We start from the raw sequence: 18,380 nt of genomic DNA, 5'->3' as shown, positions 1-18,380 counted from the left end.
GCCGCATGGGTTCCTTTACGCTCAACATTAATGTATTTTTATTCACATTTAGTGCATGAATATTGATACTATCACGAACTCAGGTATGTCAACAATGAAAATGAATTTGCCACCATTTATCGAGATCTACCGCGCCCTGATAGCCACGCCGTCGATCAGCGCGACGGAAGAAGCGCTGGATCAGAGTAATGCGTCTTTAATCAATTTGCTGGCAGGATGGTTTGGCGACCTCGGTTTCACGGTTGAAGTGCAGCCGGTTCCCGGCACCCGCAATAAATTCAACATGCTCGCTAGTGCCGGAACCGGCGCGGGCGGTCTGTTGCTGACCGGCCACACCGACACAGTGCCGTTTGATGACGGGCGCTGGACGCGCGACCCGTTTACGCTCACCGAACATGACAACAAGCTCTACGGTCTGGGCACTGCCGACATGAAAGGCTTTTTCGCCTTTATTCTTGATGCGCTGCGTGACGTCGATGTGACAAAACTGAGCAAGCCGCTGTATGTGCTCGCCACCGCCGATGAAGAGACCAGCATGGCGGGTGCGCGCTATTTCTCCGAGAACACGCAGCTGCGCCCGGACTGCGCCATCATTGGCGAACCGACCTCGTTGCAGCCGGTACGTGCGCACAAAGGCCATATCTCTAATGCGATTCGCATTCTTGGTCAGTCCGGCCACTCCAGCGATCCGGCGCGCGGCGTCAACGCCATCGAACTGATGCATGATGCCATCGGCCATATTCTGCAACTGCGCGACAGCCTGAAAGAACGTTATCACTATGACGCATTCACCGTGCCGTATCCGACGCTGAATCTCGGGCATATTCACGGTGGTGATGCGGCAAACCGTATCTGCGCCTGTTGCGAACTGCACATGGATATCCGTCCACTTCCAGGCATGACGCTTAACGATCTCAATGGGCTGTTAAACGATGCACTGGAACCAGTAAGTTCTCGTTGGCCGGGCCGTTTGACCATTTCTGAACTGCACCCGCCGATTCCGGGATACGAATGCCCGCCGGATCACCACCTGGTCGAAGTGGTAGAAAAACTGCTCGGCGTCGAAACGGAGGTCGTGAACTACTGCACCGAAGCGCCCTTTATTCAGACGCTTTGCCCGACGCTGGTGCTGGGGCCTGGGTCTATCAACCAGGCGCACCAGCCGGATGAATACCTGGAAACCCGCTTTATTAAACCAACGCGCGAACTCATCACCCAGGTTGTGCATCATTTCTGCTGGCACTGATTCTGTTTTTGCTCTTAATCCCCCTCATCCGAGGGGGTTTTGTCTGTGAAAAAGAGTGACAAATGTCACTTTTTCATAAGCAATACTTATTGGACACGATGCGAATTAAATTTCGTAAATTGTCGGCATTTATTCGTTTGCTGAAGCGATTTCGCAACAATTGACGCGATGGGTTTTACGTGGCTTTATAAAAGACGGTGTCTTATATCTGCTCAACGACAGATATAACAAAATAAAATGAGATGGGGTGTCTGGGGTAACATGAACGAACAATATTCCGCTTTGCGTAGTAATGTCAGTATGCTCGGCAAACTGCTGGGAGATACCATCAAGGATGCACTCGGCGAGAACATTCTCGACCGGGTAGAAACAATCCGTAAGCTGTCCAAATCTTCTCGCGCCGGGAATGAAGCCAACCGTCAGGAACTGCTCACCACGTTGCAGAATCTGTCCAATGACGAGCTGCTGCCGGTAGCACGCGCGTTTAGCCAGTTCCTGAACCTTGCCAACACTGCTGAGCAATACCACAGCATTTCAGCGAAAGGCGAAGCGGCCAGCAACCCGGAAGTGATTGCCCAGACCATCAGAAAGCTGAAAGACCAACCCAATCTCAACGAAGCCACGATTATCAAAGCGATTGAATCACTGTCGCTGGAGCTGGTGCTGACTGCGCACCCAACCGAAATCACTCGCCGTACGCTGATCCACAAAATGGTGGAAGTGAATAACTGCTTAAAGCAGTTAGATAACAGCGACATCGCCGATTATGAACGCCACCAGCTGATGCGCCGCCTGCGCCAGTTGATTGCTCAGTCCTGGCATACCGATGAAATCCGCAGAAACCGCCCAAGCCCGGTAGATGAAGCCAAATGGGGCTTTGCGGTGGTGGAAAACAGCCTGTGGGAAGGTGTGCCAAACTACCTGCGCGAGCTGAACGAACAACTCGAAGAGAACCTCAATTACAAACTGCCGGTGGATTTTGTTCCGGTGCGCTTTACCTCGTGGATGGGTGGCGACCGTGACGGTAACCCGAACGTGACCGCCGATATCACCCGCCATGTCTTGCTGCTCAGCCGCTGGAAAGCGACCGACCTGTTCCTGAAAGATATTCAGTTGCTGATTTCCGAACTGTCGATGGTGGAGTGTACCGACGAGCTGCGCGAACTGGCGGGCGCAGAAGGCGCGCGTGAACCGTATCGCTACCTGATGAAGAAGCTGCGCGGCGATCTGATGGCCACCCAGGCCTGGCTGGAAGCGCGCCTGAAAGGCCAGAAATTACCGAAACCTGCCGGGCTGCTGACGCAAAACGAGCAACTGTGGGAACCGCTCTACGCCTGTTATAAATCGTTGCAGGCCTGCGGCATGGGCATTATCGCCAATGGCGAGCTGCTTGATACATTACGCCGGGTGAAGAGTTTTGGCGTGCCGCTGGTGCGCATCGACATTCGCCAGGAGAGCACCCGTCATACGGAAGCGCTGGGCGAATTAACGCGCTATTTGGGCATTGGCGACTACGAAAGCTGGTCGGAAGCGGACAAACAGGCATTCCTGATCCGTGAACTGAACTCCAAACGTCCGCTGCTGCCGCGCCAGTGGGAACCAAGCGAAGAGACCCGCGAAGTGCTGGACACCTGCCGGGTGATCGCCGAAGCGCCACGCGGATCCATCGCCGCGTATGTGATCTCCATGGCGAAGACGCCTTCAGACGTGCTGGCGGTTCACCTGCTGCTGAAAGAAGCCGGTATCGGTTTCGCGCTGCCGGTCGCGCCGTTGTTTGAAACCCTTGATGACCTGAATAACGCCGACGACGTGATGACCCAGTTGCTGAATATCGACTGGTATCGCGGCTTTATCCAGGGCAAACAGATGGTGATGATTGGCTACTCCGACTCGGCGAAAGACGCGGGCGTAATGGCTGCTTCATGGGCGCAATATCAGGCGCAGGACGCGTTAATCAAAACCTGCGAAAAAGCCGGTATTGAACTGACACTGTTCCACGGTCGTGGCGGCTCTATTGGCCGTGGCGGCGCACCGGCTCACGCCGCGCTGCTTTCGCAACCGCCAGGCAGCCTGAAAGGCGGCTTACGCGTCACCGAACAGGGCGAGATGATCCGCTTCAAATACGGTCTGCCGGAAGTCACCATCAGCAGCCTGTCGCTTTATACCAGCGCCATCATGGAAGCTAACCTGCTGCCGCCACCGGAGCCGAAAAGCGAGTGGCGCCATATCATGGACGAGCTCTCAACCATCTCCTGCGATATGTACCGTGGCTATGTGCGTGAAAACAAGGATTTCGTTCCGTACTTCCGTTCCGCCACGCCGGAGCAGGAACTGGGCAAGCTACCGCTGGGTTCTCGTCCGGCGAAACGTCGCCCGACCGGTGGCGTTGAATCGCTGCGCGCGATCCCGTGGATCTTCGCCTGGACGCAAAACCGCCTGATGCTGCCTGCCTGGCTGGGTGCGGGGGCGGCATTGCAGAAAGTGGTGGAAGATGGCAAACAGAGCGAGCTGGAAGCCATGTGCCGCGACTGGCCATTCTTCTCCACCCGCCTTGGCATGCTGGAGATGGTGTTCTCGAAAGCCGACCTGTGGCTGGCAGAATATTATGATCAGCGTCTGGTGAAACCCGAACTGTGGGCGTTGGGTAGCGAACTTCGCAAGCTGCTGGAAGCGGATATCAAAGTGGTACTGGCAATCGCCAACGACTCGCACTTAATGGCCGATTTGCCGTGGATCGCCGAATCTATCCAGTTGCGTAATATCTATACCGACCCACTGAACGTGTTGCAGGCTGAGCTGCTGCACCGCTCGCGCCTTGCGGAAGAAGAAGGTAAAGAGCCGGATCACCGCGTTGAGCAAGCGCTGATGGTCACGATCGCCGGGGTGGCGGCGGGTATGCGTAATACCGGCTAATTTAGCGGTTATCGCAAAAGGCCACACAGGTTGTGGCCTTTTTTGATCCTGCCAGTTAAGGTTATCCCTTCGCCAGCAACTAAAGGGACACCATGAGTCTCGATGTCAGCCATCTTATCTCGCGCCTGATAAACGGCCCGGCTCCGCTACGGCAGATATGCTTTGCGGGCGTGACCGGAACCGCGCCTGCGCAGGCCTGCCAGGTCGATTTTCCACGCCTGGAGATTGTGCTGGAAGGCACGGTGACCGATATGGGGATCAACGGCGAAACCGCGCGAATGTCGCAGCACGACGTGCTGTATGTTCCCGCCGGTAGCTGGAATCACCCACAATGGCAGCTCCCGGCCACTACCTTAAGCGTGTTGTTTGGCAAGCAACAGCTCAGTTTTAACGTCACGCAGTGGGATGGCGCCATGCTGCAAAACCTGGCGAAACAACATGTTGCGCGACGCGGTCCGCGCGTCGGCTCCTTCCTGCTACAAACCCTGCATGAAATGCAGATGCAACCGCACGAACAGCAAACCGCACGCCTGATCGTCACCAGCCTGCTCAGCCATTGTCATGACTTGCTCGGTAGCCAGATCCAAACCGCGTCGCGCAGCCAGGCGCTGTTCGAAGCCATTCGCGACTATATCGACGAAAATTACGCTTTGCCGCTCACGCGCGAATCGGTGGCGCAGGCGTTTTATATTTCACCCAATTACCTGTCGCACCTGTTTCAGAAAACCAGTTCTGTCGGCTTCAACGAATATCTTACTCATACCCGGCTGGAGCACGCCAAAACGTTGCTCAAAGGGTACGATTTAAAAGTCAAAGAAGTGGCGCACAGCTGCGGGTTTGTTGACAGCAACTACTTCTGCCGCCTGTTTCGTAAAAACACGGAACGCTCCCCCTCGGAATATCGCCAGCAGTACCACAGCCATCTCAGCGAAAAGTCCCCGCTGGACGAATAAACGCAAAACTGGATTTTTGTACGTTAAAAATACCCGGTTTGTTTTCGCGGCGCTCTACAACGCCTTTTTCATCTGCTATCACGTAATTTGTGAGACAGCTCGCACTTTGCCCTCTCGATCACATTTGTCCAGTGTTTGGCAGATTTGTTATATGGCGAGCATACAACCCCCGCTCTTATGCTGTGTGCAGAAACGCTATATGAGGAAGCATGATGGAACTGTATCTGGACACCGCAAACGTAGCGGAAGTGGAGCGCCTGGCGCGAATTTACCCGCTGGCGGGCGTAACCACCAATCCGAGCATTATCGCCGCCGGTAAAGGCTCCCTGTGGGACGTATTGCCACGCCTGCAACGCGCTATTGGCCCACAAGGAACGCTGTTTGCCCAGGTGATGAGCCGCGAAGCGGATGGCATGGTGGCGGAGGCCAAGCGCCTCAATAACGCCGTGCCGGATATCGTGGTCAAAATTCCGGTCACTGCTGAAGGCCTTGCCGCCATCAAACAATTGAAAAAAGAGGGCATTGTTACGCTTGGTACGGCAGTTTACAGCGCCGCGCAGGGGCTGCTTGCCGCGCTGGCGGGCGCAAAATATGTCGCGCCTTATGTTAACCGCGTCGATGCACAGGGCGGAGACGGGATCCGCATGGTGCAGGAGCTGCAAACCCTGCTGAAACTCCATGCGCCAGAGAGCAAAGTGCTGGCGGCCAGTTTTAAAACGCCGCGCCAGGCACTGGAGTGTTTGTTGGTCGGATGCGAAGCGATCACGCTCCCATTAGATGTAGCGCAACAAATGCTCAATACGCCCGCAGTAGAGTCAGCCATTGAGAAGTTTGAACAGGACTGGAAAACAGTTTTTGGCAACCTCAACCTGTAAGGAGGCAGTATATGGACCGCATCATCCAGTCACCGGGCAAATATATCCAGGGTGCAGATGTTATCACCCGCCTCGGTGACTATCTCAAACCGCTGGCCGATCGCTGGCTGGTGGTCGGTGACAAATTTGTGCTTAGTTTTGCGCAGGAAACGCTGCAAAAAAGTCTGGTGGATGCCGGGCTGGCCTGCGAAATCGCGCCGTTCGGCGGCGAATGTTCACAAAACGAAATTGACCGGCTGCGCGGTGTGGCAGAAAGCGCCCGCTGTGGCGCGGTGCTCGGCATCGGCGGCGGCAAAACGCTGGATACCGCTAAAGCGCTGGCGCATTTCATGCAGGTGCCGGTAGCAATCGCCCCGACCATAGCCTCTACCGATGCGCCCTGTAGCGCGCTGTCGGTAATCTACACCGACAGTGGCGAGTTCGACCGCTATTTGCTGCTGCCCAACAACCCGGATCGGGTGATTGTCGACACCAAAATTGTCGCCGGAGCCCCTGCGCGTTTGCTGGCAGCCGGGATTGGCGATGCACTCTCTACCTGGTTTGAAGCGCGTGCTTGTTCGCGCAGTGGCGCAAAAACCATGGCGGGTGGTCAGTGTACACAATCCGCCCTCGCGCTGGCGGAGCTCTGTTACAACACGCTGCTTGAAGAGGGTGAAAAAGCAATGTTCGCCGCCGAACAGCATGTGGTAACACCTGCGCTGGAGCGCGTGGTGGAAGCCAATACTTACCTGAGCGGCGTCGGTTTTGAGAGCGGGGGTCTGGCGGCAGCACACGCCATTCATAACGGCATCACGGCGATTCCGGAGGCACATCATTACTACCACGGCGAAAAAGTGGCGTTTGGCACCTTAACCCAGTTGGTGCTGGAAAACGCGCCGCTGGAAGAGTTCGAAACCGTCGCGGCGCTGTGCCATACCGTCGGCTTACCGATTACGCTGGCGCAACTGGGTATTAAAACCGATATTCCGGCGAAAATGCGCATCGTGGCGCAAGCCGCCTGTGCACAAGGGGAAACCATTCATAATATGCCGGGCGGCGCGACGCCGGATCAGGTCTATGCCGCGCTACTGGTCGCCGATCAGTACGGGCAGCGTTTTCTTGAAGAGTGGGAATAGCATTCAGAATTTTGCGCCCTCAGTAGAGTGCTGAAACCCTTAAAAAGCGTCTCTGCCAACCCTGTGAGATGTAAATCCAAAACAATGCAGAGCTAATATCGGTTGATGACCATGCGCACAGGGCGTGGTTTTCAGTGAGCCATAAAAAAGCCGGATCGCAATCCGGCTTTTCTTTGATTTTCCACTGTCTGGATTTTCAAACGGCCGGGCGAACGCCCAGGGTATGACAAATGGCGTAGCTCATTTCGGCGCGGTTCAGCGTATAGAAGTGGAAGTCTTTCACCCCTTCGCGGCTTAAAATTTTCACCATATCCATGGCGATATTCGCGCCCACCAGCTTGCGGGTTTCCGCGTCATCATCCAGGCCGTCGAACATCTGCGACATCCACGCCGGGATACGCACATTGGTCATATCGGCGAATTTTTTCGCCTGCTTAAAGTTGGAGACCGGCAGGATACCCGGCACGATCTCCACATCAATACCGGTTGCCGCGCAGCGATCGCGAAAACGCAGATAGCTTTCCACATCGAAGAAGAATTGCGTGATCGCGCGGCTCGCGCCCGCATCCACTTTTCGCTTCAGGTTCAGCAGATCGGCCTGCGCGCTTTTCGCTTCCGGGTGAACTTCCGGGTAAGCGGCGACGGAAATATCGAAATCCGCGACCTCTTTTAACAACGTCACCAGATCGGCGGCGTACATATCCGGCTTACCGCCACCCGGCGGTAAATCGCCGCGCAATGCCACAATGTGGCGAATGCCGTTGTTCCAGTAATCCTGCGCGATAGTACGCAATTCGTCACGCGTGGCATCGATGCAGGTCAAATGCGGCACCGCTTCCAGCCCGGTGCGATCTTTGATGCCTTTAATGATGCTGTGTGTGCGATCGCGCTCGCCTGAGTTTGCACCATAGGTCACCGAAACGAATTTCGGCTTCAGGCTGCTTAAACGATCGATGGAGTGCCATAAGGTCTGTTCCATTTCACTGGTGCGCGGCGGGAAAAATTCAAAGGAAACATTAATCTGGCCGTGAACTTCCGCCAGGCTCTGATTCAGGGCTTCCCGCTGGTTGGCGTGAAAAAAGCTCATACCTTACCTCATCAATCGCATGTCATTGTTTGTTGTCTTGTGAACTTCTATACGTTTAGACGTCCAGATGTAAAAATGACGGAAAACGATCGGGGCGTCAACAGGAAAATCACCATTCTGTGTGAGGAATGTTCAGCGAAGATGAAAAAAATTCAGGATGCCGCAGAAGTGTCCTCTCCCTGCACAGGGAGAGGATAAGAGATAGGAACTACAGTAACTGTGCGAGGCGATTGATATCTGACTGAATAGCGCCAGCGGTCACATCGCGGCCCGCGCCCGGCCCGCGGATCACCAGCGGGTTATCGCGATACCAGCGGCTTTCAATGGCGAAGACATTATCCCCCGGCAAAACCGCCGCCAGCGGATGTTCCGGGCGAACAGCCTCAACGCCGACGCGCGCTTTACCGTTAGCATCAAAACGCGCCACATAACGCAGCACCAGCCCCATTTCACGGGCGGCTTCCAGCCGCTGCACCATTTGCTCGTTCAGTTCCTCGCCGTTTTCGAAAAAGTGATCGACCGATCCCTCTTCGCAGCCCGCCGGGACTAAAGACTCCACGCGCACCTGATCAGGTTCGATGTCGTAACCGGCTTCGCGGGCGAGGATCACCAGCTTGCGCATCACATCTTTACCGGAAAGATCGACGCGCGGGTCCGGCTCGGTCAACCCTTGCTGCCAGGCCTGATCCACTAAATCGGTAAACGGCACGGTGCCGTCGAATTGCAGGAACAGCCAGGAGAGCGTACCGGAGAAAATACCGCTAATCGCCAGAATCGCATCACCACTTTCACGCAGGTCGCGCACGGTATGATTCACCGGCAGACCGGCGCCAACAGTCGCGTTATAGAGCCAGCGGCGACCGGTTTTTTCGAATGCATCATGGATCTGACGATAGGTATCCGTCGTGCTGGCCCCGGCCAGTTTGTTAGCGCTGATCACATGGAAGCCGTGGCTGGCGAAATCCAGATACTGATCCGCCAGTTGCGAACTGGCGGTGACATCCAGTACCACCAGATCATCGTAAGGGTGGGCGCGCATCCACAAAAACAGCGACTCCTCATCCTGCTCCACCGCTTCATCATTAAAGAACGCCAGCGCACGGCTGGCATCCAGCCCATCGTAGCTCAGCAAGCTGCGGCGGCTATCCACCACGCCCGCCAGCACAAATTCAAAACCGGTACGCGCCGACAACGCGCTCTGCTCGCGCGAGAACAGCTCCAGCCAGCGGGAACCGATATTGCCTTTGCCAAACAGCACCAGACCAATGCGTTTCTCCGCGCGGAACAGTGACTGGTGCAGCCCCTGAATCAGGCTTTCCGTCGGGCCAACGCGCAGCACGGCGACCAGGCTAATGCCTTCGTCAGATTGCCAGATAAACTCCACCGGCTGGCCTTTAAGTTGCTGCCAGAAACGGTGGCTGTGCAGCGGGTTGCGGCACACGCCTGCCCCCACCATCGCCACTAACGCCAGACCCTGGCGCAGACGCAATTCACCCGGTAAACCGGCTTCATCAAGCAGTTTAAAGACGCTATCGACCACTTCTGAGGTGTAGCAAAGTTGCAGCAGATTACGGTCAGCATGTGCGCCAACCGCCAGCGGGCGCACCTGCGCACGCTTGAGGATCAGGTCAATCTCTTTGTGCGCCAGTTTGAAGTCCTGCCCGGACGGCACCAGAAACTCAATCAGGCAGACGTCATCATGGCTGGTGACAATCCGCGCCCCGGTGCCGGAAGCCAGCACGCGTTCAATGCGTGTTGACCCCTGTTCCGGGTGGTAACTACAGCGCAATTGCAGATCGATATTGCTGCCGGAAACCGGCTGTAAGGTACGCGCATGCAGCACCGGTGCCGCCAGGCGCGCCAGCTCGCTGGCCTCATCAAGGCGCAGCAGCGGTAACAGGCAGGCATCTTTCACTTTACGCGGGTCTGCGCTGTAAACACCGGCCACATCACTCCAGATGGTGACGCGGGTGACATCGCCCAGCGCGCCAATTTGCGTGGCCGAGTAGTCCGAACCGTTACGCCCCAGCAGCACGGTTTCGCCAGCGTCGTTGCGGCTGATAAAGCCGGTCACGACGATACGCTTGCCCGGATACTGCGCCAGCAGTTGTTGCAGCAGCGGATAAGAGGCACCTTCATTCACCTGCGGCTGCGCCGCGCGTTCAGCACGCAGGAAATCGCGGGCATCCAGCCAGGCGGCATCCAGCCCTTGCTGATTCAGCACGGCGGACATTAAACGCGCCGACCAGATTTCACCATGGCCAACCACTTCGGCGTAAACCGCGTCGGTAATGCCGCCATCCAGCAGCACCGCCAGGTGCTCAAGATCGTGAATAAACTCGCTGGTCAGACCGTCGGCGATCGCGGCAGGCAACAGCCCGCTGATTAAATCACTCTGGTAACGACGCAGCGATTGTTGTACCTGATGCGCAGAAAGCCTGTCAGTCTGGCTCAATTTCAGCCAGTTGATCAGCTGGTTGGTGGTGCTGCCTGCGGCCGAGACAACCATCATGTCGCCCGGTTGTGAATACTCCGCCATGATCCCTGCGACGCGCAGGTAACATTTCACATCCGCCAGACTACTCCCACCAAATTTGTGCAGCTGACGAGCCTTCGTCCCTGCCTGCGCAATCACACTCATGTTTACCCCTCAGCTGCGACCCGGAAGCCATTTTCCAGATCGGCAATTAGATCTTCACTGTCTTCAATACCGGTTGAGATACGCAATAGCGTCTCAGAAATTCCCGCTGCGGCGCGCGCTTCCGGCGCCATGCCTGCGTGGGTCATTGTCGCGGCGTGGGAGATTAAACTTTCAACCCCACCTAACGATTCCGCCAGCGTAAACAACGATAGACCACTCAGGAAACGACGCAGCGTTTGTTCGTCGCCATCCAGCTCAAAACTTAACATCGCGCCAAAGCCTTTTTGTTGACGCGCAGCAATCTCGTGCCCCTGATTATCCGGCAGAGACGGGTGGTACAGTTTTTTCACCAACGGCTGTTTTTGCAGAAAATCGACGATCGCCTGAGCGTTACGCTGCGCCACTTCCATGCGCGGCGACAACGTACGCAGACCGCGCAACAGCAGATAGCTGTCGAAGGCGCTGCCGGTGACGCCAATGTTATTCGCCCACCATGCCAGTTCGGTGACAGTCGCCTCATCTTTCGCAATTACCACGCCCGCCACCACATCGGAATGGCCGTTAAGATATTTGGTGCAAGAGTGCAGCACCAAATCCGCACCCAGCGGCAGCGGGTTTTGCAACGCCGGGCTCAGGAACGTGTTATCCACCACGCTGATTGCGCCAGCTTCACGCGCAAGCTGGCAAATTTTCGCGATATCCACGACGCGCAACAATGGGTTGCTTGGGCTTTCGACCAGCACCAGCTTCGGTTGTTCCGCCAGCGCCGCTTTCAGTGCCTGCTCATCGCCTTGATCAACAAATTTCACCCGGTAGCAGCCGCGTTTCGCCAGGCTATCGAACAGGCGATAGCTGCCGCCATAGCAGTCGTGCGGCGCCACCAGCAGATCGCCAGGTTTGAGAAAGACTGTCGTCACCAGGTGAATCGCCGACATGCCGGTATTGGTCAATACCGCGCCCGCGCCACCTTCCAGTTCCGCCAGCGCGCGCTGAACCACGTCACGCGTTGGGTTGCCGCGACGCGAATAGTCATGCGCACGAGGTTCGTTAAAGCCGGTGAAATTATAAGTACTGGAGAGATGAATAGGCGGGACAACGCAACCGTACTGCTCGTCATCGTTCAATCCGCTACGCACTGCGATGGTGGCCTGTTTACGCGTCATGGTGAAGGCTTCCTGGCTTAATGGATGAAAAGTCTCACGACAGAGTAAACACTGCGACAATAGACGTCAATACATCTGGACATCTAAACTTCTTTGCGTATAGATTGAGCAAAAGTACAATAGCCGTTAAAATTATACGCTTTAGTACCGGTAGCTGAGCGATACACCGTGTCACCATGTTGACTCTACGGTAAACTACGCGGAATTACGGCCCGGCGGTGTCCGGGTTTAGACTAATGACTGAGAGGATTAAAGGTATCTCATGGCTGAATGGAGCGGCGAATATATCAGCCCATACGCTGAGCACGGCAAGAAGAGTGAGCAAGTAAAAAAAATTACGGTTTCCATTCCTCTTAAGGTGTTAAAAATCCTCACCGATGAACGTACCCGTCGTCAGGTGAACAACTTGCGTCACGCCACTAACAGCGAGCTGTTGTGTGAAGCGTTTTTGCATGCGTTTACCGGTCAACCCCTGCCGAACGATGAAGACCTGCGTAAAGAGCGCAGCGATGAAATCCCGGAAGAGGCGAAAGTGATTATGCGTGAACTGGGGATCGACCCGGATACGTGGGAATACTGATCGCAACAAAAAAGGGCTGGAAATATCTTCCGCCCTTTTTGTTTATCTCATCGGCTTACTCAAAAGCGCGTCACTTCCGGATGCACTTCAGCCAGAGAGAGCAGGTAAGACATCAATACGTTTTTCACAGCCGTCAGCAAATCACTCATTTTTTCGCCAGGGTTCACAGAAGTGGATGGCGAAAAGAATATGCTCGTTTTTTAATCAGAGCAATATTTTTGTGACGTCAATCACAAAAATTCACCCAGTCGGCAAAACGCAGAGACAAAAAAAAGCGCCTTTCGGCGCTTTTTTCTTTGGCAACTTATTTGCTGCCCGGGATGCTGAAGCGTTTGTTGAAACGCTCAACACGACCACCGGTATCAACAACACGTTGTTTACCAGTAAAGAACGGGTGGCATTTGCCGCATACGTCCAGGTTCAGGTCGTGACCCACGGTGGAGTGGGTTTTGATCACGTTACCGCAAGAACAGGTTGCAGTAATCGCTACATAATTCGGGTGAATACCTTTTTTCATGGGAAACCTCAGTTTAAGGCCGCGTCGCTCTTCCAGCCCTAACGCCAGACACCACGCGAGTTAATATGTAAGTGTATCTTTGGCACGTTCAAAACGCATCAAAGGCGGCGAATCATACAGAAATTAACCAGCACATGCAAACTGATCCGCTCGCCCGTAGCAACAATGTGTATACTATCCCGCCAGTTTTCAAGTCAGGATGATGAGATGCCCGTCGCCCGCGTTGCGCTATCTGTACCGTTGCCCCGCACGTTCGATTACCTGTTGCCGGATGAGATGTCCGCGCGCGCGGGTTGTCGCGTGCGTGTGCCGTTTGGTAACCAGCACCGTGTCGGTATTGTGATGGCTGTGGGCGACGAAAGCGAGTTACCGCTGGCCGACCTCAAAAGCGTGGAAGAGGTGCTCGACAGCGAACCGGTTTTCCCCCCGGCGGTCTGGCGGCTGTTGCTGTGGGCGGCAGATTATTATCACCATCCGATCGGTGATGTGTTGTTCAACGCCCTGCCCGTTCTGCTACGCCAGACGAAACCGGCCAGCGCGGAATTTCAGGGCTACTGGTTTGCGACCGAGCAAGGCCAGGCGGTGGACATCAACCGCGTCAAATCAGCCAAACAACAACAGGCACTCTCGGCGCTGCGAAAAGGCAAAATCTGGCAGCATCAACTGGCGGCGCTGGATCTGAAAAGCGTTACCCTGCAAGCGCTACGCGCCAAAGGCCTGGCGGAGATGAACAGCGAAACGCCAGCCTTTAACGACTGGCGCACGACGTTTTCCGTTAGCGGCGACCGGCTGCGCCTGAACACAGAACAAGCCACCGCTGTTGGCGCGATACACAGCGCCGCCGATCGCTTTTCCGCCTGGCTGCTGGCTGGCGTGACGGGTTCCGGCAAAACAGAAGTCTATTTAAGCGTGCTGGAAAACGTGCTGGCGCAAGGAAAACAGGCGCTGGTGATGGTGCCGGAAATCGGTCTGACGCCGCAAACTATCGCCCGTTTTCGCGAGCGTTTTAATGCGCCAGTCGAAGTGCTGCACTCCGGGCTGAACGACAGCGAACGCCTGATAACATGGCAAAAAGCAAAGAGCGGTGAAGCGGCGATTGTGATCGGCACGCGCTCATCGCTGTTTACCCCCTTTAAGAACCTTGGCGTGATCGTCATCGACGAAGAGCACGACAGCTCCTATAAACAGCAGGAAGGCTGGCGTTATCACGCCCGCGATCTGGCGGTTTATCGCGCCCACAGCGAACAGATCCCAATTATTCTTGGCTCGGCAACGCCGGCGCTGGAAACGCTGCACAATGTGCGGTCGCGCAAATACCATCTGCTGCGCCTGACCCGCCGGGCAGGCCACGCGCGACCGGCGATGCAACATGTGCTGGATCTGAAAGGCCAGCCGTTACAGGCCGGTCTGGCTCCGGCGCTGATCAACCGTATGCGCCAGCATTTGCAGGCCGGGAACCAGGTTATTTTGTTTCTTAACCGCCGTGGTTTTTCGCCTGCATTGCTGTGTCATGACTGCGGCTGGATAGCGGAATGCCCGCGCTGCGATCACTATTACACCTTCCATCAGGCGCAGCAGCATTTGCGCTGTCACCACTGTGACAGCCAGCGCCCGGTACCGCGTCAGTGCCCCTCCTGCGGCTCCACACATTTATTGCCCGTTGGCCTTGGCACTGAACAGCTGGAACATGCCCTGACGCCGATGTTTCCCGGTGTACCGCTGTCACGTATTGACCGCGACACCACCAGCCGCAAAGGCGCGCTGGAGCAGCACCTTGCCGAAGTGCATCGCGGCGGCGCGCGCATTCTGATTGGTACGCAAATGCTGGCGAAAGGCCACCACTTCCCGGATGTGACGCTGGTTGCTCTGCTGGATGTCGACGGTGCGCTGTTCTCAGCGGATTTCCGCGCTGCCGAGCGTTTCGCCCAGCTTTATACCCAGGTTTCCGGTCGTGCCGGGCGCGCGGGAAAAGAGGGCGAAGTGGTACTGCAAACGCACCACCCGGAACATCCACTTCTGCAAACATTGCTGCATAAAGGCTATGACACCTTCGCGGAACAGGCGCTGGCGGAGCGGCAAACCATGCAATTGCCGCCGTGGACCAGCCATGTGCTGATCCGCGCTGAAGATCAGAACAACCAGCACGCACCGCTGTTTTTGCAACAGCTTAAAAATCTGTTGCAGGCCAGCCCACTGGCAGACAACCAACTCTGGGTTCTGGGCCCGGTTCCGGCGCTGACGGCCAAACGCGCCGGGCGTTACCGCTGGCAGTTGCTGCTACAACACCCTTCCCGAATCCGCCTGCAGCATATCGTCACGGGCGCGCTGGCCCTGATTAACACCTTGCCGGATGCACGGCGGGTGAAATGGGTGCTGGATGTCGACCCGATTGAAAGTTAAGTCTGCGAGTCGGCGTATAAAATTCAACTTTCATCACACTTTTCATGAAAATTCTGTAACCGGTGCGCTTAACTATCTGATAAAAATGTGACAACGCCTGCGCCGTGCATGCGAGGAGAACAAGGTGAAACCCAAAAATCAGGTTGCGGCAGCGACCATGAAAGATGTTGCCATGAAAGCAAAGGTTTCGACGGCAACCGTGTCACGTGCATTAATGAACCCGGAAAAAGTGTCGCAGGCTACCCGCAACCGGGTGGAACAAGCGGCAATGGAAGTGGGTTATTTGCCTCAGTCGATGGGACGCAACGTCAAACGCAATGAATCACGCACATTACTGGTGATTGTGCCGGATATTTGCGATCCCTTTTTCAGCGAGATTATTCGCGGCATTGAAGTGACCGCCGCGGCACACGGCTATCTGGTGCTGATTGGCGACTGCGCTCATCAAAATCAGCAGGAAAAAACGTTTATCGATCTGATTATCACTAAGCAAATCGACGGCATGCTGCTGCTCGGTTCGCGTTTGCCGTTTGACGCCAGCATTGAAGAGCAACGCAATTTACCGCCAATGGTGATGGCCAATGAATTCGCGCCGGAGCTGGAGTTGCCGACGGTGCATATCGATAACCTGACCGCCGCCTTTAATGCTGTTAACTATTTGCAGGAACAGGGGCACCAGCGGATCGGTTGTATCGCTGGTCCGGAAGAGATGCCGCTGTGCCATTATCGCTTGCAAGGCTATGTCCAGGCGCTGCGCCGCTCTGGCGTGACCGTTGATCCGCATTACATCACGCGCGGTGATTTCACTTTCGAGGCGGGCGCGCGGGCGTTGGATCAGTTATTGATGCTACCGATGCCACCAACTGCCGTGTTCTGCCACAGCGATGTGATGGCGCTTGGTGCCCTGTCGCAAGCGAAACGCCGGGGTTTGAAAGTCCCGGATGACTTATCCATCATCGGTTTTGATAACATTTCACTGGCTGAATTCTGCGACCCGCCGCTGACCACCGTTTCGCAACCGCGTTATGAGATTGGTCGCGAAGCGATGTTATTGCTGCTGGAGCAGTTGCAGGGGCATAACGTAAGCAGCGGTTCGCGCTTGCTGGAGTGTGAATTAATCCTGCGCGGCAGCACCCGGGCGCTGAAGTAAAGGCGCGGGCTTTCAGACGCCCTCTTCTGGTCAAAACCCCGTCGCTTAAGTAACATGGCGGGCTGATAAACGAAATAAATACAGCGAAACGATAGTGGCACAACGAGATTATGTACGCCGCAGCCAGTCGGCTCCTGCGCGGCGAAAGACGAGTAACTCAAGGAAAAAACAGCGCAGCAAGTCTGCGGTCTCTCCAGCGATGGTCGCTATTGCAGCCGCTGTGCTGGTCGCCTTTATCGGTGGTTTGTACTTTATTACGCACCACAAAAAAGAAGAATCCGAGTCATTGCAAAACCAGAAAATGACCGGCAACGGCCTGCCACCGAAACCGGAAGAGCGCTGGCGCTATATTAAAGAGCTGGAAAGCCGCCAGCCTGGCGTACGAGCGCCAACCGAGCCGACGGCCGGTGGCGAAGTGCAAAAACCGGAACAGTTAACTGATGAGCAGCGCCAATTGTTGGCGCAGATGCAGGCCGACATGCGCCAGCAGCCGACGCAGCTCAATGAAGTGCCGTGGAACGAACAAACGCCGGAGCAGCGCCAGCAAACACTGCAGCGGCAGCGTCAGGCGCAGCAACAAGTGCAGATGCAACAGCAGCAGCAGTGGACGCAGTCACAGCCGGTACAGGCACAGCAGCCGCGCACGCAACCACGCGTGACGGAGCAGCCGGTGCAGCAGCAGGCGCGTACCACGCAAACCACGCCGCCGCGCCAGACGCAAAGCACAACGCAGCAAAAACCGGCCACCTCGCAACCGTATCAGGATCTGCTGCAAACGCCGCCGCATACCGCTGCAACGCCGCCGAAAACGCAACAAGCTGCGCCGGTTACGCGTGAAGTGGAAACGCCTAAGGTGCAACCGCAAACGGCTGAGAAGAAAGACGATCGCCGCTGGCTTATCCAGTGCGGTTCGTTTAAAGGTCAGGATCAGGCAGAAACGGTACGTGCGCAGCTGGCATTTGAAGGTTTCGACTCACGCATTACCAGCAACAATGGCTGGAATCGCGTGGTGATGGGCCCGGTAAAAGGCAAAGAGAGCGCCGATGCCACCATCAGCCGCCTGAAAATGGCCGGTCACGCAAACTGCATCCGTCTCGCCGCCGGGGGTTGAAACCCCCAAAACACCCCCCATTTATAATTGCATTCTGCCCCGTACACCGTGCGGGGCGCTGTATTGTGCATTTGTAACCAAGGGGTCTGCTCGTGACAACAATCGTAAGCGTACGCCGTAACGGCCATGTCGTTATCGCCGGTGATGGCCAGGCCACACTGGGCAACACCGTAATGAAAGGCAACGTGAAAAAAGTTCGCCGCCTGTATAACGACAAAGTCATTGCGGGCTTTGCCGGCGGCACGGCTGATGCCTTCACTCTGTTTGAATTATTCGAACGCAAACTGGAAATGCACCAGGGTCATCTGGTGAAAGCGGCTGTCGAGCTGGCAAAGGACTGGCGCACCGATCGCATGCTGCGCAAGCTGGAAGCACTGTTGGCGGTTGCCGACGAAACCGCGTCGCTGATCATCACCGGTAACGGCGATGTGATCCAGCCGGAAAATGACCTGATCGCCATTGGTTCCGGCGGGCCATACGCCCAGGCCGCTGCCCGCGCGTTGCTGGAAAACACCGAGCTTGGCGCACGCGAAATTGCTGAGAAGGCGTTGGGGATTGCAGGCGATATCTGCATCTACACCAACCACTTCCACACCATCGAAGAATTAGCCTATAAAGCGTAAGGATCT

At 55.9% G+C, this 18,380-nt stretch carries 14 protein-coding genes; 10 read left to right on the top strand and 4 right to left on the bottom strand.

What is annotated here, in order from left to right:
- Positions 1 to 94 precede the first annotated feature (94 nt).
- The 5 genes from argE (at position 95) to gldA (ending at position 7,102) form a co-directional block, all read left to right on the top strand.
- Positions 95 to 1,246 (top strand): acetylornithine deacetylase, encoded by a 1,152-nt coding sequence (gene argE, locus IP581_RS00545; protein ID WP_086873285.1) that lies wholly within the window; start codon positions 95 to 97, stop codon positions 1,244 to 1,246.
- Positions 1,247 to 1,507: 261 nt separating this feature from the next.
- Entirely contained in the window at positions 1,508 to 4,159 is a 2,652-nt protein-coding gene (ppc, locus tag IP581_RS00540; protein WP_086873286.1) for a phosphoenolpyruvate carboxylase, read from the top strand.
- Between the two features lie 92 nt (positions 4,160 to 4,251).
- Complete coding sequence (locus IP581_RS00535) at positions 4,252 to 5,112, top strand: AraC family transcriptional regulator (RefSeq protein ID WP_193821530.1); 861 nt, start codon at positions 4,252 to 4,254, stop codon at positions 5,110 to 5,112.
- 212 nt (positions 5,113 to 5,324) lie between these two features.
- Positions 5,325 to 5,987, top strand: coding sequence for a fructose-6-phosphate aldolase (gene fsa / locus IP581_RS00530; protein ID WP_193822616.1), 663 nt, complete (start codon positions 5,325 to 5,327; stop codon positions 5,985 to 5,987).
- Positions 5,988 to 5,998: 11 nt separating this feature from the next.
- On the top strand, positions 5,999 to 7,102 hold the full coding sequence (gldA, locus tag IP581_RS00525) for a bifunctional L-1,2-propanediol dehydrogenase/glycerol dehydrogenase (RefSeq protein WP_193821529.1): 1,104 nt from the start codon (positions 5,999 to 6,001) through the stop codon (positions 7,100 to 7,102).
- A gap of 196 nt (positions 7,103 to 7,298) precedes the next feature.
- Here gldA and metF read toward each other — a convergent pair whose 3' ends face one another.
- The 3 genes from metF to metB form a co-directional block, all read right to left on the bottom strand.
- Positions 7,299 to 8,189, bottom strand: a complete 891-nt coding sequence (gene metF, locus IP581_RS00520) for a methylenetetrahydrofolate reductase (protein ID WP_017459628.1) — start codon at positions 8,187 to 8,189, stop codon at positions 7,299 to 7,301.
- Between the two features lie 208 nt (positions 8,190 to 8,397).
- A complete protein-coding gene (locus IP581_RS00515; protein ID WP_097401930.1) occupies positions 8,398 to 10,830 on the bottom strand; it encodes a bifunctional aspartate kinase/homoserine dehydrogenase II in 2,433 nt (810 codons plus the stop codon).
- 2 nt (positions 10,831 to 10,832) lie between these two features.
- Positions 10,833 to 11,993 carry a cystathionine gamma-synthase gene (gene metB / locus IP581_RS00510; protein ID WP_193821528.1) on the bottom strand — a complete coding sequence of 387 codons (1,161 nt, stop codon included), beginning with the start codon at positions 11,991 to 11,993 and terminating at the stop codon, positions 10,833 to 10,835.
- Positions 11,994 to 12,255: 262 nt separating this feature from the next.
- Between metB and metJ the strand changes: the two genes are divergently transcribed.
- Positions 12,256 to 12,573 (top strand): met regulon transcriptional regulator MetJ, encoded by a 318-nt coding sequence (gene metJ, locus IP581_RS00505; protein ID WP_007369220.1) that lies wholly within the window; start codon positions 12,256 to 12,258, stop codon positions 12,571 to 12,573.
- Between the two features lie 304 nt (positions 12,574 to 12,877).
- On the opposite strand, the gene rpmE is transcribed toward metJ, so the two are convergent.
- The gene (gene rpmE, locus IP581_RS00500) at positions 12,878 to 13,090 is read right to left on the bottom strand and encodes a 50S ribosomal protein L31 (RefSeq protein ID WP_007369223.1); all 213 of its coding nucleotides are present in this window, start codon (positions 13,088 to 13,090) and stop codon (positions 12,878 to 12,880) included.
- A gap of 207 nt (positions 13,091 to 13,297) precedes the next feature.
- Here rpmE and priA point away from each other — a divergent pair, with 207 nt between their 5' ends.
- The 4 genes from priA to hslV all read left to right on the top strand — a co-directional run bounded on the left by priA (position 13,298) and on the right by hslV (position 18,374).
- Positions 13,298 to 15,490, top strand: a complete 2,193-nt coding sequence (priA, locus tag IP581_RS00495) for a primosomal protein N' (protein WP_193822615.1) — start codon at positions 13,298 to 13,300, stop codon at positions 15,488 to 15,490.
- Between the two features lie 124 nt (positions 15,491 to 15,614).
- Positions 15,615 to 16,640 carry a DNA-binding transcriptional regulator CytR gene (gene cytR, locus IP581_RS00490; RefSeq protein ID WP_193821527.1) on the top strand — a complete coding sequence of 342 codons (1,026 nt, stop codon included), beginning with the start codon at positions 15,615 to 15,617 and terminating at the stop codon, positions 16,638 to 16,640.
- A gap of 94 nt (positions 16,641 to 16,734) precedes the next feature.
- Positions 16,735 to 17,751, top strand: coding sequence for a cell division protein FtsN (ftsN, locus tag IP581_RS00485; RefSeq protein ID WP_086873295.1), 1,017 nt, complete (start codon positions 16,735 to 16,737; stop codon positions 17,749 to 17,751).
- Positions 17,752 to 17,843: 92 nt separating this feature from the next.
- The gene (gene hslV, locus IP581_RS00480) at positions 17,844 to 18,374 is read left to right on the top strand and encodes an ATP-dependent protease subunit HslV (RefSeq protein ID WP_020455959.1); all 531 of its coding nucleotides are present in this window, start codon (positions 17,844 to 17,846) and stop codon (positions 18,372 to 18,374) included.
- The last annotated feature ends 6 nt before the right edge of the window (positions 18,375 to 18,380 follow it).

Source organism: Kosakonia pseudosacchari, assembly GCF_015167415.1.
Taxonomy (GTDB): domain Bacteria; phylum Pseudomonadota; class Gammaproteobacteria; order Enterobacterales; family Enterobacteriaceae; genus Kosakonia; species Kosakonia pseudosacchari.
The sequence above is the reverse complement of the archived record's forward strand: the minus strand, read 5'-3'. Positions and strand labels throughout refer to the sequence as shown.

Bases quoted from the DNA above. Each gene is read 5' to 3' on its own strand.
- fsa (WP_193822616.1), top strand. From the start codon at position 5,325: ATGGAACTGTATCTGGACACCGCAAACGTAGCGGAAGTGGAGCGCCTG.
- argE (WP_086873285.1), top strand. From the start codon at position 95: ATGAAAATGAATTTGCCACCATTTATCGAGATCTACCGCGCCCTGATA.
- metB (WP_193821528.1), bottom strand. From the start codon at position 11,993: ATGACGCGTAAACAGGCCACCATCGCAGTGCGTAGCGGATTGAACGAT.
- rpmE (WP_007369223.1), bottom strand. From the start codon at position 13,090: ATGAAAAAAGGTATTCACCCGAATTATGTAGCGATTACTGCAACCTGT.
- IP581_RS00515 (WP_097401930.1), bottom strand. From the start codon at position 10,830: ATGAGTGTGATTGCGCAGGCAGGGACGAAGGCTCGTCAGCTGCACAAA.
- ppc (WP_086873286.1), top strand. From the start codon at position 1,508: ATGAACGAACAATATTCCGCTTTGCGTAGTAATGTCAGTATGCTCGGC.
- metJ (WP_007369220.1), top strand. From the start codon at position 12,256: ATGGCTGAATGGAGCGGCGAATATATCAGCCCATACGCTGAGCACGGC.
- gldA (WP_193821529.1), top strand. From the start codon at position 5,999: ATGGACCGCATCATCCAGTCACCGGGCAAATATATCCAGGGTGCAGAT.
- IP581_RS00535 (WP_193821530.1), top strand. From the start codon at position 4,252: ATGAGTCTCGATGTCAGCCATCTTATCTCGCGCCTGATAAACGGCCCG.
- priA (WP_193822615.1), top strand. From the start codon at position 13,298: ATGCCCGTCGCCCGCGTTGCGCTATCTGTACCGTTGCCCCGCACGTTC.
- metF (WP_017459628.1), bottom strand. From the start codon at position 8,189: ATGAGCTTTTTTCACGCCAACCAGCGGGAAGCCCTGAATCAGAGCCTG.